The sequence below is a fragment of the Chitinophaga sp. LS1 genome (assembly GCF_034274695.1).
GTDB lineage: Bacteria > Bacteroidota > Bacteroidia > Chitinophagales > Chitinophagaceae > Chitinophaga.
On sequence record NZ_CP128362.1, the window covers coordinates 4,724,589 to 4,749,454 of the forward strand.

Consider the following 24,866-nt stretch of genomic DNA (forward strand, 5'->3'; position numbering starts at 1 on the left):
TGCTTTGGATATGTCTATTTCACGAAGCCGATCCGGTCTAAAAAATACAGATCATGACCCGTTTGCAATTTGCTTCGTCAGTGTGACACACGACTCCTTTACCTCATTTTCAACTGCGAGATAGTTGCCTCCAGCCGAAATATCAGATTATCATAGGTGATAATGTCAAATACGTTTTTGAATTTTCGTTTTATAACCTCAAAATCCTTCTTTTGACTAGTAGTCAGGTTGTGCTCGCGTCCCATTATAATTATGCCCCCTGGATTGACAATTTTAATCTCAACGCCAGCAGGCAATGAGTCTTTATATTTCTCATTTAGGGCTTTTTCTGTGCTAGCGCCCCATCTGTTTAAACCTAGGAGATATTTTTCCAATTGCATGATTGCACCTGACAGTTCGTGAAGGGGAATATGATTTTCACGGTACGTTCGGCTAGAAACTATACAGTTATCAAAAGGCTTTTTTATCTCAATGACATCAGCATAGCCATTAACATCAACAAGTAGGTAATCCAGATACCGTTTTTCTTCATCGATACCCTTAATTGGTACGTTTTCGAAGACACGAATGTAACGTGTGTACATTAGAAGAATAATCTGCAAAATTTGAACTTGCCAATGTTTTTCGTTGTATGACTTTTCATTGGCGAGCATCAGTCTCAGCCTGATTAGAATGGCGTGATATTTTTCTATTTCTATTTCCTTAAACTCCTCAAGTAAATTGGGATCTTTCCTTGAGATCTTCTTGTTTAAATACTTTTCGTAATCGGCTTTTGCATCCCTGGTAGTTGTAAAGAACTCGCCCAAAATTGCTGATGCTCTCGCACTAACATACTTTTTCTTCTCTATGCGATTGGGTAGTTTACTAACGATGTTGAGGAATTCGGACTAAGAAATGGCTGTGATGTGAGGGCCACCAACATAAATATCCTCACTTATCAAGTCTTCTATAATGCGAAAAATAGAGATGTTCTCATCAATTATAAAATGCGTTCTTGATAGCTTGACTGAAGGGTGGAAGAATAGTTTAATTCGTCTAGTAATAACTCCGGGAATTACCTGGTAATATTCACCCACAAGTTTGCCAAGTTGAAACTCGGCCCAAATTTCCTCGCTGTTTTCTTCGAATCCCTCGACTCCTGTTAGAAGTTGGTCGAAGCCAAAGGTAAACGTTTTTCTGAGCGTAACGGTGTGTTCTGGTTCATCCAAGTTATCAGCAAACGATGCAAGCAAATAGTTCCGAGTATAGTCGCGTTCGTCTTGGTAATGCAGTATAAGGCTTGCGCCGGTAGCAGTAAACATAATCATATTATGAAAGTCAGGTTGAAGCTATTAAGATACCAACTACTACGAATTTAATAAGCGAAAATGGGAAAAGAATCGTTTTTGAACTTTACAGGATGCAGGAGACTCCAATAACTTGAAATTCTTGGGGACTATTTCATTAAGCGTGTAAGTTTAAAAACCGAGGCTACTAAATAATTAGATCTTTACTCTAGGACCAAATATAGTTAAGAACTGATTAAGGATCATGTCCCAATTTCTAATGGGCATGGTCAATTTCCTTGATGATTCTCTCAGTGCCAAGTATACGAATTTCATCACAGCATCATCGGTAACGAGAGTTTGTTTTTTGTATACTTTCTTATATTACCTTTTTGATTCTCACTAAGATTGGTGGTATAAATCAAAATAAACCTCGTGGACAAGGACGATCAGCTGAAATAGTATTAGGTTTTCGCCAAGCAACATAATTAGGCCTGAACAAGGCAACGCATCATTTCGTTACAATTAAAATAATTAACATCTGATCTATGGTGAGTTCAGGTTATTTTCTCAGTGGATTTCGGGTTTGTACATTGTTACACATTTTCACCCATGTGTGCTTTCACATAACCATATAATACCGTAACCTACACCAATAAATACTTCAAACTACCCCAATAATAAGATTTTTACCTATATTTACCCCCATGAAATTCTTGCTGGTTTTCATACTATCTCTCATCGTTCTCTGCGAAACCATCATACCTTGCTGTGTATGGGATAGCTGTGCGCAGGAAACCACCACCACCAGCAACTCAAAAAAAGACAAAGGCGAATGCTCGCCATTCACCGCTTCCTGCTCCTCCTGCACATCAGGTGTCATATTAGCAAAAGTAACCACACCGGAATTCTCCATCACCATACCTCTCGTTAAGCACATCGCTGCTTACCAGTCTATGCGGGCTACTCCTTACACCCGTTCATTATTACAACCTCCCCGGCTGGCATAATCACCCTCCCACAGTACACAATTTAATGCTGCATGGCACCCTGCCATGAGACAAACTATTTATTATGTTAGATAAAGTCATCAGGTTTAGTATACACAATAAACTGGTGATTGGATGCCTCACGGTCATACTCATTGTATGGGGTGTGTGGAGCGCACTGCGCCTGCCCATCGATGCCGTACCGGACATTACCAATAACCAGGTTCAGATTATTACAAATGCTCCTACGCTCGCCACCCAGGAGGTAGAGCAATTCGTATCATATCCCGTTGAACAAAGCATTGCCAACCTTCCCGATCTGATCGAAATCCGTTCTATTTCAAGATTTGGTTTATCGGTCGTGACCGCCGTGTTCGACGATAAAGTAGATGTGTATTTTGCCAGGCAACTCATCAATGAGCGCCTCCAGGAAGTAAGGAACCAGATACCCGAAGGTGTCGCCATGCCCGGGCTGGCGCCTGTAAGCACCGGTCTGGGACAAATTTATGAATATGTATTACGCCCTAAAAAAGGGAGTGAACATAAATACAATGCCGCAGACCTCCGTTCTATGCAGGACTGGATTGTAGCCCGCCAACTCTATGGCACACCGGGCATTGCAGAGGTCAATAGCTTTGGCGGTATGCTCAAGCAATATGAAGTAGCTGTAGATCCTGCCCGCCTAAAGGCCATGAATGTAAGTATCTCCGAAATCTTTACCGCCCTGCACCAGAATAACCAGAATACCGGTGGTGCTTATATTGATAAAAAGCCCAATGCCTATTTCATCAGGGGTATTGGGTTGGTGACTTCGCTGGAAGACATCGGCAATATTGTAATTAAGAATCCCGCAGGCATTCCTGTCTATATGAAGGATGTGGCGAATGTGAGATTTGGCAGTGCGATCCGCTATGGGGCCATGACCCTGAATGGAGAGGAAGAAGTAGTAGGCGGCATTATCATGATGCTGAAAGGAGCAAATAGTGCAGAGGTAGTAAAGCGGGTAAAAGCAAGAATGGAGCAGATTAAAATGGCCCTCCCCGAAGATGTGATCATTGAACCTTATCTCGATCGTACGAGTCTGGTCAACCGCGCTATCAGCACCGTAGAACGCAACCTCGTTGAAGGTGCTTTGATTGTGATCTTTGTACTGGTATTGTTTTTAGGAAATATACGTGCAGGTATCATCGTCGCATCTGCCATTCCATTATCTATGCTTTTTGCATTGGGATTGATGAATGTATTCCATGTATCTGCAAACCTTCTAAGTTTGGGTGCCATTGATTTTGGATTGATTGTAGACGGTTCGGTCATCATTGTTGAAGCGACCCTGCATCACCTGGCCCGGCGCACCAGCCAACAAAAACTGACACAGGCAGAGATGAATGAAGAGGTATTTATTTCTGCTTCTAAGATCAGGAACAGTGCCGCTTTTGGAGAGATCATCATTTTGGTAGTATATATCCCTATCCTGACACTGGTAGGCATTGAAGGCAAAATGTTCCGTCCTATGGCACAGACTGTCGGCTTTGCGATATTAGGTGCCTTGCTGCTTTCACTGACTTATATTCCTATGATGTCGGCGTTGTTTTTGCCGAAACAAATTTCACAGAAGGTCACCTTTGCCGATAAGATGATCGGGTACTTTCAGCGGATTTATAGCAGGGCATTGGACAAGGCTATCCGGTTTAAGTATGTAGTGGTGAGTGTGGCAGTAGCGCTGACAGTGATGGCGGTGATCTTATTTGCCAGAATGGGCGGGGAGTTCATTCCGCAATTGCAGGAAGGCGACTATGCTTTCCATTGTATCTTACCACCGGGATCTTCTTTGAGTCAGAGTATTGAAACCTCTATGCAGGCCTCCCGGCTATTGAAAACGTTTCCCGAAGTAAAAGAGGTGATCGGTCGTACCGGGAGTGCGGAGATCCCTACCGATCCAATGCCCCCAGAAGCGACTGACCTGATCGTAGTGCTGAAAGAAAAATCAGCATGGACCACCACGAAAGATTACAATGAACTGGCCCACATGATGGAAGAAAAGTTAGCACAGATACCCGGTGTGTTTTTCGAAGCCAACCAGCCTATTCAAATGCGTTTTAATGAGCTGATGACGGGCATCCGGCAGGATGTAGCGGTGAAGATATTTGGTGAAAATATAGACACCCTTGCTGCAATTGCACCTAGAGTAGCTGGTGTGATACAGGGCGTGAAAGGTGTGTCCACCCCGCAGATAGAGCAAACGACAGGTTTGCCGCAGATCACCATTGAATATGACAGGATCCGTATTGCCAATTATGGGTTAAACATCGCTGATATCAACAGGATAGTCAGTGCTGCCTTTGCAGGTGAAGTAGCTGGTTCTGTATTTGAAAATGAGCGGCGGTTTGATCTGGTTGTAAGACTGGATAGTGCACACCGAAGCAGCATTGATGATGTGGCCAATCTCTTTATTCCATTGCCCAATGGCAACCAGATCTTATTGAGTCAGGTCGCAACTGTATCATTCAAAGATGGTCCGGCCCAGATAAGCAGAGAGGCGGCAAGACGCAGGGTCGTGATTGGTTTCAATGTAGTAGGCAGAGATGTGGAATCTGTAGTGGAAGAGATACAGGACAAACTCGCAAAGTATCAATTGCCTACAGGGTATTACTTTACCTATGGCGGTACTTTTGAAAACCTGCAACAGGCATCTGCCAGATTAAGCATAGCAGTGCCTGCGGCGTTGCTGCTGATATTTGTATTACTCTACTTTACATTCCATTCTTTCAAGCAGGCAGGATTGATCTTTACCGCCATCCCGATGTCTGCCATTGGTGGTGTACTGGCCTTGTTGACACGGGGAATGCCATTTTCTATATCAGCAGGTGTAGGTTTCATTGCCCTGTTTGGCGTAGCCGTATTGAATGGAATTGTATTGATCGGCACCTTTAATCAGCTGGAAAAAGAGGGGGTGACAAATGTATTGGAACGAATAAAGAGAGGCACTATGGAACGATTACGACCTGTGTTGATGACAGCCACCGTAGCCTCTTTAGGTTTTCTGCCAATGGCATTATCATCCGGCGCAGGAGCGGAAGTACAGAAACCACTGGCCACCGTGGTGATTGGAGGATTGCTCTCTGCGACAATATTGACCCTGATCGTATTGCCTTTGTTGTATATGATCACTATGAAGAAAAAGGCCCTGACCATATTGCTGTTAATAGGTTGTACATTTTCGATGAAAGTAAATGCGCAATCACCAATGAAAGTAAATACGCCATTAGGGATCACCCTCCATGATGCGTATAACAAAGCATTACAGCAAAACCTGCAAATCAGATCTGCTGACCTGCAACTGCAAAAAAGCCTTACGCTGAATGCCACCGCTGCGACCATCCCGAATACGGGCATCTTTGCAGAGAATGAAGACCTGCGTCCTACCGATTCAAAAGGGATCCTGAAGATAGGGCTTTCTCAAACCCTGGATTGGCCAGGGCTGTATAAAGCAAAAAAGCAGTTGCTGAATGAACAGTCTAAATCAGTTGCATATAATCGCACGATTAAAGCACTGGAAATAAAAAGAGAAGTACAAAGTACCTGGTACGCGCTCTGGTATTATCAAAGCAAACAGGCACTGTGGACAAGGCTGGATAGTATTTATACATCGTTGTCAGCCGCCGCTGTATTAAGAGTAAAGACGGGTGAAAGTGCCGGATTAGATAGTATTGCGGCCATTGCAAAAGCAAGAGAAACCACTGTACAGTTACAACTCATAGATCGTGATCTGAAAGTACAGCAGGCGGTATTAAAAAAGCTGTTGAATACAGATACCGCTTATGTAGCAAAAAGTACCGGCATTGAAAAGGTCGCTGTCGATTATGGTGACAGTCTGGATGTAACTCATCCTTTTATTCAACAACAGGAACAGAATATTGCCATTGCCAATGCAGAGATCAGGGTAGCCCGTCAAAACCGTATGCCTGATTTTCAGGGACGTTTCTTCACACAACGCCTGTATGGCATGCGTGATCCTTATTCAGGTTTTTCATTTACTGTCGGTATTCCTTTGTTTGGAAGAGGTGCGTATCATAACAGCATCAAAGCGGCACAGGTAGAAAAACAATACCAGCAATCCGTACTCGACTATCAGCAACAGGCATTGCAAACAGAGCGTCAGCAGGATGTACAGCAGTTGCAAAAGAATAAAGAGCTACTGGATTATTATGAATCCACTGGTTTGAAACAGGCGGATCTGATCATCAAAGCCGCCAACCTGAGTTATCGGGCCGGTGAAATCAGTTTTGCAGAGCTATCGCAATTCCTGACACAGGCCATCGATATACAAAGAAATTACCTGGATGTATTGAATCAATACAATCAGTCCGCAATTCAATTAAACTTCTATTTAAACAGATAAAATGAAGAAAGTATTTTTCTTAATCATATTGACGATATCCGCCTGTGTCCAGCCAAAAGCAACGCATGAAGAGGAGGACGCCGCTGAAACGGAAACCAATGTAGCGGCCATCACTCAGGAACAAATGAAAGCCGTCGGCATTGAATTGGATACTGTCAGCCAGAAAAGCCTGGTAGATGCGATCAAGTTAAGCGGCATGCTCTCTGTGCCTAATCAGAACAAAGCATTAGTAACCGCACTGACCAGCGGCATTGTGAAAACGCTGACCGTACTACCCGGTGATTATGTAAAGAAAGGACAGGTGATTGCAACACTCGTCAACCCTGAATTGACAAAGGTGCAACAGGAATTACAATCCACCATTGCCCAATTGAACCTCGCAAAAATAGAACAACAACGCCAGCAGGAATTAGTAGCCGGCAATGCAGCGCCATTAAAAAACCTGCAAAGGGTAGAGACAGAAATCGCGACCCTCACTGCTACGCGAAATGCCTTGCAGCAACAGCTGTCTGCATTAGGGATCTCTGCCTCCGCAGTGTCTGCCGGCAAGATCACCACAATTATCGCCATTACAGCACCTATCAGTGGCACCATCAGCAATGTGAAGGCAGAGATAGGAGCGAATGTAGATGCAGCTACCCCTGTAGCGCAAATAGTCAATAACTCTGAATTACACCTCGACCTGTTTGTGTATGAGAAGGACCTGTCTAAATTGAAACCCAAACAGGATATTACCTTCACATTGACAAATAATCCCGGCAAGACGTACGAAGCAGCGGTGTTTTCCATAGGCACTGCATTTGAAAATGACACCAAGACAATTCCTGTACATGCTGTGGTGAATGGAGATAAATCAGGATTGATAGAAGGTATGAATGTAACAGCAGTAGTCAGTACTGGCGCCGTTAAAGGCCCTGCAGTACCTACTGCCGCTATTGTAAGCCATGCAGGAGAGGATTATATTTTTGTGATGATAAAAGAAACAAAAGAAGGCTATGAGTTTGAAAAGTGGCCGGTAGCAAAAGGTGTTTCGGATGTGGGATATTCCGCTATCACTCCTGTCAGAGAATTGCCTGCGCATGCAAAAGTGGTGACCAAAGGGGCTTTCTTTGTGTTGGCAAAACTGACGAATAAAGGGGAAGAATAGTATGTTGTAAAATTTTTAGCATGTAGCCCATGCTAAAAAATTACCCTATTATTATGCTGCACCGATGCTTCTTTAAGAAAAGCAATATATGCCCCGCCTCCCGCTGGTTTGCAGACACTCAGCTGGCAAACCGGCGGTGACTGGGCGGATCACCCCGGAACAAATCTCACTACTGGATAAAAGAATAAGTTGTCAATTGGTAATACAGGTTGTCTCTCCTTACCCTAACTTTGCAGGAATGGAACCACTCATTACGTACCTGCTTCAATTTGGGTACCTGACTGAACAACAGATCGCGCAAATCAAAAGTAAAGCACAATGGAAAAAGCTCCCCAAAGGAGCCAGTTTCTCCGAAGCCGGGAAAGTATCCGAAGAAATAGGTTATGTAACCGAAGGGGTCTGCCGTATTTGTTATTATAACAAAGCAGGAGAGGGGTTCACCCGATATTTTGTATATGAAGACCGTTTTGCGGCCGACTTCAGTAGCTTTCGCGATGAACTGCCTGCCTCAGAATATATAGAGGCTGTGACCGATTGTGAATTGCTCGTGTTCTCAAAAGCAGATTTCAATTACCTCGACAAAGTGGTTCCCGGCTGGAAAGATATCTTTGCAAGGATCACAGCATCCGTGTTGGAAAGTAAGATGAAAGCCGCCGGCAATATGCTGGTACAGGATGCGCAATCCCGTTATTTACATTTTATAGAATACTACCCGGGGTTAGCGAACAGGGTGCCACAGGCAATGCTCGCATCTTATCTGGGTATTACTCCCTCGTCGTTAAGCCGTATCAGAAAATCCCTCCTTTGATCATGACCGCCAGTAATAGTTTCAGATGGACCACGGCAGTAACCAGCCTTGCTTTCGTAGTTGCACAATTAGATGTTTCCATCGTAAATATCGCCTTACCCGAAATCGCAAAGACATTCAAAGCTGATATGAGCATACTGCAATGGGTGATTGATGCCTATGCATTGGCCTTTGCGGTATTGATGTTGTCAGCCGGGAACCTGAGTGATTTGTTTGGCGCCAAACATGTATTTCAGTGGGGGATGTTCATATTTTGCGCCGCCTCTGTAGGCTGTGGATTTGCAGGTACAGCAGGAATGCTGATCGTATGGAGAGTATTGCAGGGCGTTGGCGCAGCTACCATGATACCCAGTTCGCTGGCCATTCTGAATCAGAGCTTTGCCCATATGCCGGATATTCGTGCAAGGGCGGTCGGTTTGTGGACGGCAGGGAGTGCCATCCTGCATGCGATCTCACTGAGTGTGTATGTGGCAGTGGCGGGTACATTTGTTTTAATCGCCCTTATTTACCTGAAGCTGAAAGCGCGTCATTAAACCTTACCCATTACCTGTATTCTGTGGGTATTGCCCCAGTGAGATAATTCTTTGATCACAGTTTCCAGGGTAAGACCATATTCAGTAATGAATCTCCTTTTTCATGGATGTTTTATTACAGATTATTCAGTAATTCCCTCGCCTGGTTCAACTCCCAATCCAATTCCTCCGCCTCCTCATCTGTCAGGATCGCTTCTATCGCACGTTCCAGGTTCTTGCCGGCAGCTTCCTCATCACCTATATTGAAGAAATATTCACCCAATACCACACTGCTCCTGACCACATGTACCTGATCATCATTTTGCATACTGTTCAACAGTACTTTTTCCAGCAGTTGCAGGGCTTCTTCTTCCCGGCCCTCATCCAGCAGCCGTATGGCTTTGTTATATTCTAAATTTAGTTCCATGGCACAATTTTACTTAATTTTTATGAAATGAAAATGCCCGGTTCCCCCTTCATTTTGTCTAACCCAGGGGAATGATCCTTTCCTTCCGTCACTCTTTGCCCACCTTTGGATCATAAAACAATAACGACATGAATCATAAAGTAGTAAACGCCATCTATTGGACAGGTATCGCCCTCACATCATTATGGTTTGGCACCAGTGGTATTTGTGAACTCACAAACAATCCGCTGGTATGGAATATCACCTTACAACTGGGCTATCCACCACATTTTATTTATATACCGGGTGTAGCAAAATTATCTGGTATTGCGGTGCTCCTCATTCCCAATAAGTTGAACAGGTTGAAAGAATGGGTTTTTGCAGGTATGTTTTTCGATATCATTTTCGCCTTCGGATCTAAATTAGCTGTGTTGGGGGCGGCTGCTACTGTGGATGCCGTCATCGCATATATAATGGTCGGGGTCACGTACCTCATGTTTCGTAAAAGATGAGGGGGGATCAAAAGTTAGATACACCCTTCTTTAATTCGGATACCTGTTGGAGCCAGATTCTATTTTATGCGTTTCTCAGGAGTTTCATTTATTTATAATACACCCTCTTTTTTTATACCTTTAAACTATGAAAGCATATATCACAGATAGTCATTTAGGACAGGAATTGCAGACAGGGAATGGCATCAGTTATATCAATAATCCTACGGCGCATACAAAGAACTTTAAGATGATTTTAGATGATGTAGCAGAAAGAGGAATTAAAGAGATTGTATTTGGAGGGGATATCGGGTCCCTTGAAATGAATAAATGGTTCTTTGATGTAATTGCGCAGAGAGGATTTTCATTGTGGATGGTATTGGGCAACCATGATACCTCTGCAGCAGTGAGTCAATATTATCCTGAGCCTGCAAATTATATCAAAGAGGATGCAGCTGTCAGGTATATTATCTTAGATACTTCTGATAATAAAATTGATGTGGAGCGTTTGAGCTGGTTAAAAGAAATGTTAAATACAGACAAAGAAATAGTTCTTTTTGTACACCATCCTGTGTTAGCGATCAATACGCCCATAGAAGGATTAGGTGCTGCGCTGAAAGGTCGGGATGAATTGAAGGATTTACTAAAAGGGTCGCCTAAAAAAATAACAATTTTCTGTGGCCACTACCATATGATAGACGAAACTGAAGAAGATAATATTTACCAATATACAACACTAGCCGCCTCTTACCAGATAGGAAAAGAAACGGCTGATGTAGAGATTGATCAAAGTGTATGTGGATATAGAATAATAGATACGACTGGTGGAAATATTACTACAGAGATGGTGTTACTTTTGACACAGCCGTAATCTCACCCGTAGGTGGGTTTTGGACCATGGATGATTACTACAGAGATGGTGTTACTTTTGACACTTCCGTAATCTCACCCGTAGATGGGTTTTGGACCACGGATGATTACTACAGAGATGGTGTTACTTTTGACACAGCGGTAATCTCACCCGTAGATGGGTTTTGGACCATGGATGATTACTACAGAGATGGTGTTACTTTTGACACTTCCATAATCTTACCCATAGAGGAAATGGAGTGGTCAATTGGGCATACCGTGAAGTGATCAGTTAGACATACAATAAAGTGGTCAATTGAACATACCATGAACTGGCCAATTGGAAATATTAATGAAATAGTCAGTCAGACATATTAAAAAAGCAGGGATCATCTAACCCCTGCTTTCCTTTTTAACCATTTCCATGTCAATACCGCCCCTGTCACACTGACCATTGTTCCACCCAGCATTAATATCCACACGACTACATCCCACAATGGTCTTTTATAAACCAAAAAACTAAAATCAAGACTGTGTAAACCATGATACAACCACCGCTCCACCCTTGCGCCATTATCCTGTTGCAGCACCAGCTGGCCGTTGCTGAGGTCTATATAAGACCAAATCTCACCATCTTTGACCCTTAAAACAGGAAGTCGCTTTTCATATTTACGTGAATAGTAATAGTCATCGTAAGTAGTCAATATTTCCTTCTTACCTTTTATATGAAAGATACTGCTATCGAATCGTTCAAATGGTCTGCTATCCGTTTTGCCAGCATCCAGCAGCTGTGTATGCTGGCCATCTTTCCAGCCAAGGTAATAAGGTTTTCCTTCCACCTCTATGAGCTGGATTTCTTTTACATCCGAAAATTTTCGGGGCAATACAACAAAATTATCCTGGATAGTAGTCTTTGGTTTTGTGTTCTTTCCCAAAGGCAGCGGACTCATTGAAAACAACCCACTCAATACCCATGTAAATACAAACAACCCAAAGATAAATCCAGTATAATGATGATACTTAAACCATACCTTTTTATAAGGACTGAATTGCATACCCCGCTTCTTTTTATACCTCACAAAGCCCATGATAATGCCTGCCAGACACATAATGGTGCCCATCAATGATACCCATATCACCACCTGACTCCATAGCGGCCTGTTCCTGATCAGTAGAGTCGGATAGATCCAGTGAGGAATAGGTCCCAGCCATGCCAGTAGTCTTTGTCTGGCATTCACCATCTGTACCACTTCGGCGGTATGCATAGATACATATACATAATTGCCGGCAGCATCATCCATTCTAAATTTATATACATCAGGCAGATAACCCTGCGAACGATGCGCTGCCATCCACTGATCTATTTCATGTAAGACCTCTACAGATGCCGGTTTGCTATGCGCAAAGGCAGTGGCGATCAGGCTGGCTAATGCCGTATCTACTCCCGGTAGGGTATCGCCATTATCAGCATAGATCACCTGCTGGTCGATCCTGTAAACAGGTCTGTCCAGCAGCATGCCCAGTCTTACACGCTTTGCATTTTTGATCTGAGGCGGAATAATATGACATTGCTCCAATTTAAGCACCGGCAACCGTTGTAAGCGCTGTTCATATTTCATCGTCGGATAAGTAACATACATCATCATCATCCCGGATAAAAACCAAATGACAAACATCACACTCAGCGCGAACCCCAGGTACCGGTGTATGAGCAATATTGCTTTGAACTTCATCTTATAAAGCATACTTCAGTGTCAGCAAATAATTGCGGGTAGCACCCGGATAAAACTGGTTGGAATAAATGGCGTTGGCAAAGTATTTCTCATTCGCCAGATTGTTTACATTCAGACGCAGTCCTAGCTTGCCAAACTGGTAACCCAGTGCGGCATCGATGGTGGTGTAAGCATGTAATACATAGGTGTTGGCACTATTGGTATAGGTATCGCTCATATAGTTGGCACCTGCACCAACGCTCCAGCCTTTCAGCTGATAGTTCGCCCACAGATTCGCCATATGTTTAGGTGCCAGTGCTACGATATTGCCAGCTACACTATTGGTCAGTGACTTGTCAGCATAAGGAAGGTATTTGGCAAGAGTAAAGGTATAGCCGGCATTCACGTCCAGTCCTGCCAGCGGACTACCCTGCAATTCAATTTCGTATCCTTTTGATTCAGCAGCACCTACACGTTTGTAACCACCACCGGCAATGCTTTCTACCTGGTTGTTCTTTCTCATATAGTAAAGGGAACCATTCACAGACCAGTTACGTGTAATGTCATAACGGGTACCTACTTCACCCTGGTAACCGTCTTCCGGTTCGAAGGTTTCGCCATTGTTGGCAATCCTTCTGCTTGGCTTGAAATAAGTAGAGTAGGAGCCGTAGACAGACCATGCTTTCAATGGCTGGTACACCAGACCTGCACGGTAAGTGAGCGCAGTGGTAGGGATCTTTGTCTCCGCACCTCTCTCTGTTACATTCCTGTTTTTATCTACCTTGTTGGTGAAATATGTACCCCGGAAGATATCGTAACGTAAGCCAACAAGACCTTTCAGTTTGTCGGAAAGTTTTATCCACTCCTGGACATACAGCCCATGAACAGTTTCTTCTGAAGCCTTGTATTGATAAGGCGTATAGTTGATGTAGCCCTGGTTTAAGATAGGATCCTGTACAGCAACAGTGGCGTACAGACCATCTCCATATATGTTGGCACTATACGTTTTGCGATCTAAATTACTGTAAGAGTAGCCTGCGAGAATTTTATGTTCAACCTGACCGGTATGCGTGTTGTAAGTCAGCTCCAGCTGATTTTGCAAAGGCCTGGTCAGGTGATTGAAATACAGTGGAGAAGTACGTGTCAGTGAGTCGAGAGTCTCATTGAAGGTCAGTTCTTCAGTAGATAAATAGTCGATATTATCATCGGAATAGGAGAGTTGATCCGAGAGCACCAATGCATCGCTGAACTGGTGAGTATAGCGCAGCTGATAGCTGGTGGTGGTGTTCTTTAGAAAATCGGCCGGATCGTTGTAGCGGGTATTTACATTTATACCGGGAGCTGGTTTGCTACCTGTCAGCATAGGGATACCGGCGTCAGTAGCGTAATGATCTTTGTTGGCGCCAACGGTGAGGTAGAAGTTATCGTGTGTAGTAGGTGTGTATTCCAATGCTAGGTATGCATTGTTGGTATTCACACCGGCATTGCGATAACCATCCGTAGCAGATAATCCTGCATCAACGCGGTATAAGAGGTTTTTGCTCAGCGCACCACCGGCACCTACGCGCATTCTGCGGGTATTAAAGCTGCCATAGGAGGCGGAGAAGTCTGCTTTTTGCTCCGTAGTAGGGCGTTTGCGCACCATGTTGATAATACCGCCTAATGCAGAGTGGCCGAAGAGTACAGAGGCAGGGCCTTTCAGCACTTCGATCCTTTCAATATTCGCGAGATTGGTACTCGGCGCACTGGTGCTGATGTTGTGACGTTCGTCTCTGACACCGTCTATCAGCAATACAAAGTTGTTAAAACCACGGATGGTGAAGTGCTGGAAACCGCCGTAGGTGTTGTTTGCACGTACCCCGGTCACGTTTTTCATAGCTTCGCCCAGGTCGTCAGTACCTCTTTGTTCGATGGTTTTGGAAGAGACAGCAGTCGTGGTCAATGGCAGATCCCGGAGAGGGACATTGATCTTGTTGATGCTGGAACGTTGGGCATGATTGATGGTGACTTCAGATAATTGTTTGACAGTACTGTCAGAAACAGATTGTGCCTGAATGGTGGCGACGGACAGTGTACATGACAGCAGAATACCGGCGAAGGCGATGGTAGATGTTTGCATTGATAGAGTTGATGAAGAAATAATAATTCTCCTTGACTTTACCATGCTTTGGTGGGAAAGGGATGGAGGTGTGGTGTAAGCACACGGTGGTCCGTAAGTGAATACACTCCGGATCTAAAACTCCAAACCTTGACGTTGCTTCAGTCCACGAAAGCATTGCCAGCGTAAAAAAGGCAGGTCTCCTGACTTGTAACATTGCTGCCGTCCTTCCCAATCATATCGATCAGTGGACATTGGTGGCAGCAACTGTGATTGTTACTTACAGTTGCGGGACAGTTCGTGATTTTCACACGATTCCCTATTAATCTGCTGTTAAACAGAACCTTTTTTAGGTGGGGGGAAAGAAAAGAACTTAAAAACGGGGCGAAGATAGGGATTTGATTTAAAATAGGAAGGAAATAGTGGTTGAGGTGAATGATGGTTTGAAGGAACTTTCGGAAGGGGGGATATTGGTTGGAGGGAATTATTGGTTTGGGGGAATGATGGTTTGGAGGAACTTTCGGTAGGGGGATACTGGTTGGAAGGAATTATTGGTTTGAGGGGAATGATGGTTTGAAGGAACTTTGGTAAGGGGGATACTGGTTAGAAGGAATTAGTGGATTGGGGGGAATGATGGTTTGAAGGAACTTTCGGTAGGGAGGATATTGGTTTGAATGAATTATTGGTTTGGTAGGGATTTTCGTTTGAAGGAACTTTGGTTTGGTAGGAATACAGACTTGAAAGAATTACCGGTTTTTTAGGAATGCCTGTTGAAAGAAACCTCTCAGTTTTGCAGGAAATATTACCCCATTTTTCAGGGGTAATACCATTATTTTTTTGTAGCAGCATCAAATACACGGCAGAAATTACCACCACCTATTTTACCTATTTCTTCTTCATTAAAACCTGTTTTGAGCATTGCATCCACCACTGCGTAATAGAAGCCTACATTTTGATCAGCCCATGCAAGATTGGTGCGTTCGCCAACACGTGGTTTTTGCGGGCCATTATCTTTAGGTTTGTTTTGATCACTATCAGGGCCACCTTTGTGCTCGCTATCTGGTCCGCTTTTATGATCCCCATCGGGGTCGCCTTTGTGCTTGCTATCTGGTCCGCTTTTATGATCGCCATCAGGACCTCCTTTGTGCTCACCACCGGGTCCTCCGCCAAATCCAGATTGAGCACCGGGCTTGTGATAGGGAGGCGTCATCTTCGTATCCGTACCGATACACACATGATCCACTCCTACAATATCCACTAATGCCCTGATATTCTGTGCATACTCCAACGGCGTATCCGCCAGATGCGTCCACACGCCAATCACGCCACCTGCATTTGCCACTACCTTCGCATTCTCCTTGCTGATGAGCCTTTTGTACATCATCTTCGCCATCCCGGGATTATTCCCCAACTGTGTATTCAACCCTGTATGAGATATAAACACCGGTTGTGCAGCCACCTTCAATGCCATAGCCACCGTGTTCCCATCGCAATGCGCGAGGTCCACCAGTATACCTAACCTGTTACATTCCCTGATCACATCTGCACCAAACTTAGTCAGCCCACCAAACGCAGGTTCATTTGTATACACATCACCCAAAGGTACAGATGCATCGCTGTCGTGTAATAAAGTAAGATGACGTAATCCGCGTTTATAACCTACTTCCACTCTTTCCACCTTTCCTTCCAGCCAGTGTGCGCCTTCAACAGACTGAATCACAATCGGCTGTTTTTTCTTCTTCGCTTTGCGCAGGTCCTCCATGTTCAGGGCCCGTTTCATCTTGTTCTTAGCCAGTTCAGCATCCATAGCTGTCAGGCCATTCAGAAAGCGATCATACGCTTCTCCGTTAGGATCTAATTTCTTGTAGTCAACCGCAAAGGTCATGCAGATAGCCGATAAACCAGAGCGTTTCATTTCTCCTGCCAGGTCAATATCGGGGCCAGGAATATCTTCTTTGATCAAAGGAACGTCTACGTGATTATGTGTGTCAATTCCGTAAGTAGCTGCTACGATAGCTGCTACACGAGGATCTATGTCACCGATAGCCCATGATGATAAAGGGTTTAGCATCATGGCTGCCCCTGTCCCGGATATGGCGGTTAGGAACTCCCGCCGGGACCATGCTGAAAGAGATTTCATTGTCATTGCCAGTTAAGGGGACTAATTTATAGAAAAGGAGGTAGTATAGAATGGTAAAACAGAAGATCGGCAAATGCCTTATTTTACTGGTATTTCCATAATTATTCAGGATGTGACATGCGGATACTTTTCAAACTTTTATGTGTACAATTTAATCATTGGTGGTTTTCGCTGCCAGAATCCGGGGGAGTTTTTCTTATGAAAGCGCTTTGCGTAAGCGTTGAGTGCATCTCGAACTGATTCTAATATGTAGCCAGCTTGTAATTGCATGTTTTCTATTACGTAGGTTTAGATGGGGTCAGCAATATTGGCAGAGTTACGGGGAATAGGTTGATAGCCATTGGCCGGATCAAAACAATTTGTTGCAGTTCCAGTAAAGATGTTAATGAGTGCTTGCCTCACTTCTTCATGTGCACTAAAAACAGAGTACCAAACAGAAAAGAAGCCCTTTTGAGATGCAAACTCAGCAACTTCAACTGGCGACAATTCCCCACTTTCAAATTTGGGTAAATACTTGACTGCCCACTCCCAAGCGACTCTCCTATGTTTCCATCTTGTGTCGTTTTGATTAAGATTTGGGTATTTAGGATTGCCTGGTATCTTATCTAACCCGACCAAATTCAGCATATTTTCTGCATGAGTAAAAGAAGCTGTACCATCTAAGTCTGGGTTGACTTTGACATAACCTCCTTCTTCATACTTGAATGAAAGAAAGGTGTTATTCCGATGAGGGAAATGCATAATTGTTAAGTCAACATTCCTATTTGACTTATTGTCCTTTCCATTACATCTTCCACATGCCACCAAAAAATTATTCCAATCGTGTGAAAGTGTGTTATCCAGATCTCTGGAAATTACATGCTCAACCTCAAGGTCTGAACTAAAAACTTCGCAATAACTACAATAGCAACCCAAATGACCTTCAAGGTCTGTTTTAGCTTTTGTGTGTGGATTATATGATTTAGGATTGCCACCTTCCTGAGGCCATCCAATTTTAGTTACTGGTCTCATAAATCGTTAGCTTGTCTTTCTATTCGTAATGATGCGACAAAGGCAGGGTCATTCGAGAAACGTTCCTCCAATTCATTCAATTTGTTTCTCAAAATCGCTGTTTCTTTATCTGTTATGCTTGTCTTACCTTGTTTTATTAAGGCATAGTATTCTTCAGCAACCTTCTGCATTTCTAAAAATGCTTCGCTACGTGGCACATCTTCAACACCCATTTCATTTGCCGCAACATCCTCTATCCCTTTCATGTCAGGGTCTCCATCCTTTTTAATTTGCTCATCAAGAATTATTAATTCTTCAGACTTCAGCGATTGAACAATAAAAGGTGAATGTGTGGTTACAACAAATTGGATATTGGGGAAAGCTGTTTTCAAGTCATTGACTACATGGCGTTGCCACTTGGGGTGAAGATGCAAGTCCAATTCATCAATCATGACTATGCCAGTTGCTTCATCAATCGCTTTTTCTTCTTTAAATCCATTCAAGACAATACAACGATAAGCCAATTCTGCTACCATTTCCGTGAAATAATGAACACCATCACTATGCAAGCTAAGCGGTAAAAGATTGCTTTCTTCGTCATCTATTTTCACTTTTACCCACAATTCTCCGGCACTAAACTCAAGCTGGCTTATGTATGGGTTTGCTTTCCTTATTGCAGTAAAAAAGGCACCTTTTGTACCTGTGTATTCCTTCTGCTGCTTTAACAGCATATCATAACGACCCAGCCATTCCGGGTAATGAAATTTAACGGCTCTCATCTCATCCCAATCCTGATAACCTTCACGGAAAATAACCCGACCTAATTTTTGAATGCGACTCTGTGGGGTAACACGACCTGCACCAACGGCACGAGAAATGCCCAAAAAAGCAATTAGAGGCAAAGGGATTTTATCGTTACCTTCTTTGGTTACTTCATGATAATTGGACATTGCTATATCCTTAATACTCCCAACATCTGAATGCTTGGTTGTTGAGGAAGATTTACCTTCCAACCATTGCCTCCGCCATGTTATAGGATTATCACTGCCTGGGAATGTTCCTGTTGCTTCTACTTTGACCGGGAACTGAGGTACAAGTTGATAATCTGATTCAGTGAAACGAATTTCATCTTTGTGAATATGCCGTGACTTTACCTCTGAGTTTGGGATGCCTAAAAAATAAGAACCACTCGCCACACGCAAGGCATTGAGAATGGTTGATTTGCCTTTACCGTTAATACCGATAAAAGCTGTAAAATGCCTGTTCAGGAAAAAGGTTCGTTCCTTTCCAATATTCCTGAAGTTTTGTATAGTGATGCTTTCTATATTCATCGTTTAAGCAATTTAATAACAGGTTTGGCTTCTCTCCAGCAAAGCATCCAACCTGCGTAATACCGTGAACGGAAGTATAATGTCTCTGTATTTGCTCCGTGTATAAACATCTCGAAGCACATCATCGGCAATACCCCAGATAAAATTGACTATTTGATTATGTTGGATATAGTTCATTTCTTCTTTTTAATCTTTCGTGAAACAGATTTTAGAGCCTCATCAGCCATGTTCTCATCTTTGATAACATCAAAAACCTGATCTGCAAGCCAAAGGGTAATGAGTTCATCCTTATCAGCTTTCAGAATTTCCGCAAGCAAAGGGATCTGCTCTTTCTTCAAATGGCGTTGCCCTTTTTCAATTTTACTAAGCTGGGCGGTATCCATTTCAAGTAAGGGAGCAACCTGCCGCAAGTACAGTTTCTGCTTTTCCCTCAAGGCTCTAACCCTATTACCAAATTGGCTTTCCATTGTATTTTTTTGACTTGTCAATAATTGGCTAATATAGAAAAAAAAAGAGAATCCCTGACAACAATAGGGAAATACAGCTAAAATGAAGGATTTTCAGGTAATAGTCTTACTTCCCCCTAAGTATCAGCGCCCGTTTGCAGAAGTCGGCCCCTGCCTTCGTTGTCGAACAACAATTGGAATAGTCCCGTTGTGCTTTTGTTGGCGGCGGTGAACAACATTTTCTCAGGCGGCTTATTGGGCTTCTCTGCACTTGCATCTTTGCCTTTCTTTCCGTTTTACTCCATCATTTCCAATTCATGCTGCTGCTTTATCAATTCTGCTTGCTCTCTCAAATACTTATGAATTGGCTTGGCCAAATGCTTACAGTGTAACAATCTGCTTGCCTTTAGGCAACGTTGGTTTTTGAAGTCATAGTTTTCATCAATTAATTTCTCCTCAAAACGTAAAAATCTACTTGGGTCTTTGATTATTTCAATGTAAAGAATAATTCCCTTTTTTCCTGTACGGAAATCAAATGCTTTAACCTTAAAATGTGCTTCATTTAGTTTGTCAGTAACCTGCGAAGCAGGTGCCGGCGTATTAATTTTTTAGCCGGGACAAGAAAATATTCTTGTGGTAATGGGTCGTTGAATTAGATTTCATTTAGTTCAGCTGCTATGGTTTTCGCTGCCAGAATCCGGGAGCGTTCTTCTTATGAAAGATGCGGTATTCATTTTAATCATTCATCCCTTTGCCCGCCAGAATCCGGGAGCGTTATTCTTCTGAAAGATGCCGTATCCAATTTAATCATTCATCCCTTTGCCCGCCAGAATCTGCGGAATGTATTTCTCTATCCTTGCCTCCCTCGTTTTAGATTGTTTAGCCCCTGAAAAGAAAAACACATATGCCTTTTGTCTGCCGGGAGTGAGTGCCTCAAATGCTTTTTTAAATTTCGGTTGTTTTTCGAATTGTTGTTGCAGCTCTTCAGGAATATTAACCGGCGTCTTCTTTGTATCCACTTTCAACCCTGCTTTCTCCACTTCTATAGCTTCGTAAATACAAGCCTTTAGAATAGCTGCCACCTGCGTGATCTCTTTCACATTCGTAAATCGTGCCTGACGGCCTACCTGTGTATTCTCGCCGGTTTTGACGAGTATTCCATCAGGATCGGTAAGCAATGCACCCTTGAAAAAAAGAACGGCGCAATAGTCTTTAAATCCCTGTATGATCACTATGTTTTTACCTTCGTAATCAAAGCAGGGCTTACCCCATTTAATGGCTTCATTAAGGCCACAATCATGTATGATCTTTCTTAGTTTTTCAGTTTCTTTCTCCCACATCATTGGTTGTAATATTTAAAAGTAAAATATCTCCAATCAGTTATAATGTAAATATAGTAATTAACCTCTCTAACACTGCTGTGTTATAAAAAGGAAGTGATACCGGATTGATCTGCTTTAAACTTGATGGCGGCAGATAATTTAGCTTTAATCCAAAGTCTGCATTGTGATGTATGTAATTTATCCGGTATGGATAATAACCTTTTTCCAACGGTACGATATACGTATACGTGAACTCGCTGTAAGACCCTTTCCAGCAGATCAGTTCCTGACCATTCAAATAGAATTGTGAATCTGTATCAGCATTGAATACAAATACATAATAACCGGCTTCTTTCGCTTCCATCCAGCCGTTTACTTCTAAGTTAAAATCATTCTTACGTGGGAGGGTTAATTTATCTTTGATGATCCCTTCCAGTTTTGGTTTTTTCTGATCCTCCTCATAATACTTATAACTCGTCTCTGCTCCTCCTTTGGCCGTTGCTTTCAGGGGTTTGCCAGTTGTGAATACACCTGATTTTACTTTATCATAGCGTGCTCGGTTAGTAAATTGCCTGACCGTCAGCTTCGCTGCATCATCAATATTCACTATCCCTTTCATAGCAGGAGAGGAGATCGCAGGGGTTGTACCATCCAATGTATACCGCATATTCGTTGTATCGCCAAAAGACCAGACATTGATAGGTTGTCCTTTTACGACCATCCCATTCATCGGATGAAAATCAATATTGTTTTTATTCCAGCCGAAAGTGAATTTCAATCCATCATAGGTACTCTTTAACCGGATAGAACTATGTGTCTCATCCGTATATTGAATCACCTTCCATGTCAATCCTGCAGGTGCTTTTTGATGGAGTATCGTATCTATATCGGTTACCTTCATAGCTTCCGCTTCTTTACCCAGTCTGCCACTGATGAATAAGGTATGATTGGAACCCGCTAATGCCGTCAGTTTCTCCGGGGCTATTTTAGGTATATAGCCATGGTCCCACCACAGGCTGGGATCAGCAGCAATGTATGATTTGAATACCTCTGGTGCTGTCAGTAATGCATTGATCACAAATAGTCCGCCCAGTGAATGCCCCCATAGGGTATTATCTCCATTAGATGGATAATTCTTATTGATATAAGGAATCAATTCATCTTTGAAAAAATGCAGGAAGTTGTTGCCACCACCCGAAGTAGGCCAGTCTTCCACATGTGTGGGTGTAAGATCTTTGTTTCGATCAATGCCTAATACACTTACCACGATGGTCGGTGGTACACTCCCTTCACCTTCTATAAAACGTTGTACATTGTTGATTAGACCGGTATTCCAGTTGCCTCCGTCTAAAACATATAATACGTCGTACTGCGTATTGCTTCCCGGCTTGTAATCTTGTGGTGTAAATACCTGGATCAATCTTTCCTGTTGTAAGATGGTGGAATAAATAGAGTCTATTCTATTACCTGTATATATTCTTCTTACGGTATCCTGTGCCTGTACCCCGCCGGCAATAATGAGGATAGCAAAAATGAGAATCCTTACTTTCATGGTGGTTTAGGTTAATCTTCCCTAAGATATGTACATTTGTATATATGGAGAAATACCTGGCGTCATTTAATTTACTGTCAGCCGCTGAGATCAATTACCTCGCGGGCAGAGGGCAGACTAAGACACTGAAGAAAGGAGCGTACTTTATCAAAGAGGGCAGTGTATGTCAGGAAGTCGCTTTTGTACAATCCGGTTTTTTCAGGTCATTTTATCATAACTCTGAAGGGGAGGAGATCACCTATTGCTTTACGTTTGCTGATTCGTTTGTGACAGCGTATTCTTCTTTCATTAGTCAAACTAAGACCTTTGAGAATATTGAAGCATTAACCACCACTACGATATTTACCATTCCACGGGCAGACATTATTCAGCTGGAACAAACCAGTATTAACTGGGCCCGACTATTTAAAATGATGGCGGAGCAGGAGTATATGAAGTTAGAGCAACGGTTTATTTTATTCCTGAAAGAGAGTGCTGAATACCGGTATAAAGACCTGCTTCATAAATATCCTGAATACCTGCAGTTGATCCCATTGGGATATTTATCTTCTTACCTGGGTATTACCCAGCGACATCTTAGCAGAATACGAAAGTCAGTCATGAATTAGACAAATGTCCTTTTTATTGTTTGCCGCTGGCACCTTTGTAATATGAAAAATGTATTATCAACAATGGGGCACCCTGACCCGCTTAGCAGAATACGAAAGTCAGTCATGAATTAGACAAATGTCCTTTTTATTGTTTGCCGCTGGTTACACCTTTGCCTTATGAAAAAGGTATTAATCATCAATGGGCACCCTGACCCGCTTAGTTACAATCAGGCGCTATTCAATGCATATAAAGAAGGAGCTGCCAGCGCAAATGCGATCATTTCATCCATCCATATTGGCGCTTTACAATTTGACCCTAATCTTCGATACGGTTACCGGCAGCGAATGGAGTTGGAACCAGATCTGTTGGATGCGATTGAAAAAATAAAAGCAGCGGATCATATTGTATGGGTGTTTCCTATGTGGTGGTATGGTTATCCTGCAATCATGAAAGGTTTTATTGACAGAACATTTTTGCCGGGTATCACCTTTCAGGCAGTACCAGGAAAACCATTCCCCCGGAAATTATTAAAAGGTAAAACGGGCCGCATTATTATAACGGCAGATACACCGGGATGGTATAATCGGTTATTCATGCATAGCCCTGCATTGAACCAATTTAAAAAAGGGACATTGCAGTTTTGTGGTATCAATCCGGTAAAGGTGCATTACATCGCCCCGGTGAAAGACGCGACTCCTGCATTCCTGCAAAAACATATTGATAAAGTATTCAGATTGGGAGCAGCGCTTAAATAGCATGTTGCAAAAAGATCACTTAGAAAATCGCAAGAATGTTTTCAGGTAAACAGATAGATGGTCTGCCAGTTTGCGATAAGGATCTTTCTCTTCCTGTGGTGGACTGTATTGGTATACAGGCGGGTCATTTCCTTCATCGAGTCTGAAAAACCAGAACTGCCCGGTTACACCCGAACCACTGAAAGGGAATTGGTTTTTATCCTGCATAAAGTCAGTACCATCTTCTTCCGCGTTTTCCCTTGCCATATCATGTAGTGCCTGCATACCATCATACGAGCCATCACTGAAAGCGACGATGTTGAACGCAGCCGAAGGGCCCACAATGCGGATGAGTTCTCTGAATGCTTCAGGAAAGGGTGCACCGTAAAGGGTTTCTAATTTTTTAATAGTTTTTTCGTTGGATTTGGTCGTCTGGTAATAGTCGGCTACAAAGCCGAGGTATTGATACTTCATAGAATAGGTTGCGCTACAAGTTAATAAAAAAAACGAACAGTAAAGACCGCTGCCATTGGCCTGGCTTTTGAGGTCACAATCGTATGGAAAACAAAACGATCGTAATAACAGGAGCATCCAGTGGCGCAGGTAAAGCGACTGCCCTTGAGCTGGCTCCGGAAAGAGTAAACCTTGTGCTGGCCGCCAGAAATGAAGTAGCCTTATTGGAACTGGGAGATGAATGCCGGGAGTTAGGCGCTGATGTACTGGTCCTGCCTACTGATGTGGGAGATCGCACTGCGATGCTGGAACTGGCGCAGAAAGCCTTTGAATGGAAGGGGCGTATCGATGTATGGGTGAATAACGCCGGTGTACTGGCAGCAGGAACTTTTGACGAAACACCGTGGGAAACTCATCAGCAGGTCATCACTACTAACCTGCTTGGTTATATGAGCGGTACCCATGCTGTACTGCCATTTTTCAAAAGACAGGGTGCGGGTATCCTGATTAATAATATTTCCATTGGTGGTTATATTCCCGTTCCTTATGGCAGTGCTTATACCGCCAGTAAATATGCACTCAGGGGATTTTTTGAATCTATCAAAGGGGAGCTGGCAGCATGGTTTTAAAC

Annotated in this window: 24 protein-coding genes and 1 riboswitch; of the genes, 11 read left to right on the forward strand and 13 right to left on the reverse strand. The window is 43.1% G+C overall.

The window, feature by feature from the left end:
* Positions 1–98: 98 nt before the first annotated feature.
* Both QQL36_RS19575 and QQL36_RS19580 read right to left on the reverse strand, forming a co-directional pair.
* Entirely contained in the window at positions 99–806 is a 708-nt protein-coding gene (locus tag QQL36_RS19575; RefSeq protein ID WP_321566502.1) for a Shedu immune nuclease family protein, read from the reverse strand.
* An 81-nt stretch (positions 807–887) separates the two neighbouring features.
* Positions 888–1,301: a hypothetical protein gene (locus QQL36_RS19580; protein WP_321566503.1), complete on the reverse strand. Its 414-nt coding sequence runs from the start codon at positions 1,299–1,301 to the stop codon at positions 888–890.
* Positions 1,302–1,972: 671 nt separating this feature from the next.
* Between QQL36_RS19580 and QQL36_RS19585 the strand changes: the two genes are divergently transcribed.
* The 5 genes from QQL36_RS19585 (at position 1,973) to QQL36_RS19605 (ending at position 9,141) form a co-directional block, all read left to right on the forward strand.
* Positions 1,973–2,275 (forward strand): hypothetical protein, encoded by a 303-nt coding sequence (locus tag QQL36_RS19585; protein WP_143709031.1) that lies wholly within the window; start codon positions 1,973–1,975, stop codon positions 2,273–2,275.
* 64 nt (positions 2,276–2,339) lie between these two features.
* Complete coding sequence (locus tag QQL36_RS19590) at positions 2,340–6,653, forward strand: CusA/CzcA family heavy metal efflux RND transporter (RefSeq protein ID WP_321566504.1); 4,314 nt, start codon at positions 2,340–2,342, stop codon at positions 6,651–6,653.
* Between the two features lies 1 nt (position 6,654).
* Positions 6,655–7,800 carry an efflux RND transporter periplasmic adaptor subunit gene (locus tag QQL36_RS19595; protein ID WP_321566505.1) on the forward strand — a complete coding sequence of 382 codons (1,146 nt, stop codon included), beginning with the start codon at positions 6,655–6,657 and terminating at the stop codon, positions 7,798–7,800.
* A 238-nt stretch (positions 7,801–8,038) separates the two neighbouring features.
* On the forward strand, positions 8,039–8,608 hold the full coding sequence (locus QQL36_RS19600) for a Crp/Fnr family transcriptional regulator (protein WP_321566506.1): 570 nt from the start codon (positions 8,039–8,041) through the stop codon (positions 8,606–8,608).
* Positions 8,609–8,610: 2 nt separating this feature from the next.
* Positions 8,611–9,141: an MFS transporter gene (locus QQL36_RS19605; RefSeq protein WP_321566507.1), complete on the forward strand. Its 531-nt coding sequence runs from the start codon at positions 8,611–8,613 to the stop codon at positions 9,139–9,141.
* 115 nt (positions 9,142–9,256) lie between these two features.
* Here QQL36_RS19605 and QQL36_RS19610 read toward each other — a convergent pair whose 3' ends face one another.
* A complete protein-coding gene (locus QQL36_RS19610; protein ID WP_083727465.1) occupies positions 9,257–9,547 on the reverse strand; it encodes a hypothetical protein in 291 nt (96 codons plus the stop codon).
* 128 nt (positions 9,548–9,675) lie between these two features.
* Here QQL36_RS19610 and QQL36_RS19615 point away from each other — a divergent pair, with 128 nt between their 5' ends.
* From QQL36_RS19615 to QQL36_RS19625, 3 genes are all read left to right on the forward strand, one after another.
* Complete coding sequence (locus QQL36_RS19615) at positions 9,676–10,038, forward strand: DoxX family protein (RefSeq protein ID WP_321566508.1); 363 nt, start codon at positions 9,676–9,678, stop codon at positions 10,036–10,038.
* 127 nt (positions 10,039–10,165) lie between these two features.
* Positions 10,166–10,888, forward strand: a complete 723-nt coding sequence (locus tag QQL36_RS19620; RefSeq protein ID WP_321566509.1) for a metallophosphoesterase family protein — start codon at positions 10,166–10,168, stop codon at positions 10,886–10,888.
* Between the two features lie 26 nt (positions 10,889–10,914).
* A complete protein-coding gene (locus tag QQL36_RS19625; protein ID WP_321566510.1) occupies positions 10,915–11,154 on the forward strand; it encodes a hypothetical protein in 240 nt (79 codons plus the stop codon).
* A 101-nt stretch (positions 11,155–11,255) separates the two neighbouring features.
* Here QQL36_RS19625 and QQL36_RS19630 read toward each other — a convergent pair whose 3' ends face one another.
* From QQL36_RS19630 to QQL36_RS19665, 9 genes are all read right to left on the reverse strand, one after another.
* Entirely contained in the window at positions 11,256–12,599 is a 1,344-nt protein-coding gene (locus tag QQL36_RS19630; protein WP_321566511.1) for a PepSY domain-containing protein, read from the reverse strand.
* 1 nt (position 12,600) lies between these two features.
* On the reverse strand, positions 12,601–14,697 hold the full coding sequence (locus QQL36_RS19635; protein ID WP_321566512.1) for a TonB-dependent siderophore receptor: 2,097 nt from the start codon (positions 14,695–14,697) through the stop codon (positions 12,601–12,603).
* A gap of 154 nt (positions 14,698–14,851) precedes the next feature.
* Positions 14,852–15,039, reverse strand: a riboswitch (cobalamin riboswitch).
* A gap of 466 nt (positions 15,040–15,505) precedes the next feature.
* Complete coding sequence (locus tag QQL36_RS19640; RefSeq protein ID WP_321566513.1) at positions 15,506–16,816, reverse strand: dipeptidase; 1,311 nt, start codon at positions 16,814–16,816, stop codon at positions 15,506–15,508.
* 288 nt (positions 16,817–17,104) lie between these two features.
* Complete coding sequence (locus QQL36_RS19645; RefSeq protein ID WP_083727448.1) at positions 17,105–17,827, reverse strand: HNH endonuclease; 723 nt, start codon at positions 17,825–17,827, stop codon at positions 17,105–17,107.
* Positions 17,824–19,137 carry an AAA family ATPase gene (locus QQL36_RS19650; protein WP_083727446.1) on the reverse strand — a complete coding sequence of 438 codons (1,314 nt, stop codon included), beginning with the start codon at positions 19,135–19,137 and terminating at the stop codon, positions 17,824–17,826. Before QQL36_RS19650 ends, QQL36_RS19645 begins: the two co-directional genes overlap by 4 nt.
* Positions 19,138–19,149: 12 nt before the next feature.
* Positions 19,150–19,314: a type I restriction-modification system subunit M N-terminal domain-containing protein gene (locus QQL36_RS35710; RefSeq protein ID WP_415751031.1), complete on the reverse strand. Its 165-nt coding sequence runs from the start codon at positions 19,312–19,314 to the stop codon at positions 19,150–19,152.
* On the reverse strand, positions 19,311–19,604 hold the full coding sequence (locus QQL36_RS19655; RefSeq protein ID WP_083727442.1) for a helix-turn-helix domain-containing protein: 294 nt from the start codon (positions 19,602–19,604) through the stop codon (positions 19,311–19,313). Before QQL36_RS19655 ends, QQL36_RS35710 begins: the two co-directional genes overlap by 4 nt.
* A 782-nt stretch (positions 19,605–20,386) precedes the next feature.
* Positions 20,387–20,926: a YdeI/OmpD-associated family protein gene (locus QQL36_RS19660; RefSeq protein WP_321566514.1), complete on the reverse strand. Its 540-nt coding sequence runs from the start codon at positions 20,924–20,926 to the stop codon at positions 20,387–20,389.
* A gap of 37 nt (positions 20,927–20,963) precedes the next feature.
* Positions 20,964–22,457: an alpha/beta hydrolase-fold protein gene (locus QQL36_RS19665; protein ID WP_321566515.1), complete on the reverse strand. Its 1,494-nt coding sequence runs from the start codon at positions 22,455–22,457 to the stop codon at positions 20,964–20,966.
* Between the two features lie 44 nt (positions 22,458–22,501).
* On the opposite strand from QQL36_RS19665, the gene QQL36_RS19670 reads away from it, so the two are divergent.
* Together QQL36_RS19670 and QQL36_RS19675 are read left to right on the forward strand one after the other, a co-directional pair.
* Positions 22,502–23,065 (forward strand): Crp/Fnr family transcriptional regulator, encoded by a 564-nt coding sequence (locus tag QQL36_RS19670; RefSeq protein ID WP_321566516.1) that lies wholly within the window; start codon positions 22,502–22,504, stop codon positions 23,063–23,065.
* 159 nt (positions 23,066–23,224) lie between these two features.
* Entirely contained in the window at positions 23,225–23,803 is a 579-nt protein-coding gene (locus QQL36_RS19675; RefSeq protein WP_321566517.1) for an NAD(P)H-dependent oxidoreductase, read from the forward strand.
* Between the two features lie 15 nt (positions 23,804–23,818).
* Here the strand turns inward: QQL36_RS19675 and QQL36_RS19680 are convergent, their stop codons facing one another.
* The gene (locus QQL36_RS19680) at positions 23,819–24,256 is read right to left on the reverse strand and encodes an SMI1/KNR4 family protein (protein WP_321566518.1); all 438 of its coding nucleotides are present in this window, start codon (positions 24,254–24,256) and stop codon (positions 23,819–23,821) included.
* Between the two features lie 83 nt (positions 24,257–24,339).
* On the opposite strand from QQL36_RS19680, the gene QQL36_RS19685 reads away from it, so the two are divergent.
* Complete coding sequence (locus QQL36_RS19685) at positions 24,340–24,864, forward strand: SDR family NAD(P)-dependent oxidoreductase (protein WP_321566519.1); 525 nt, start codon at positions 24,340–24,342, stop codon at positions 24,862–24,864.
* Positions 24,865–24,866 lie beyond the last annotated feature (2 nt).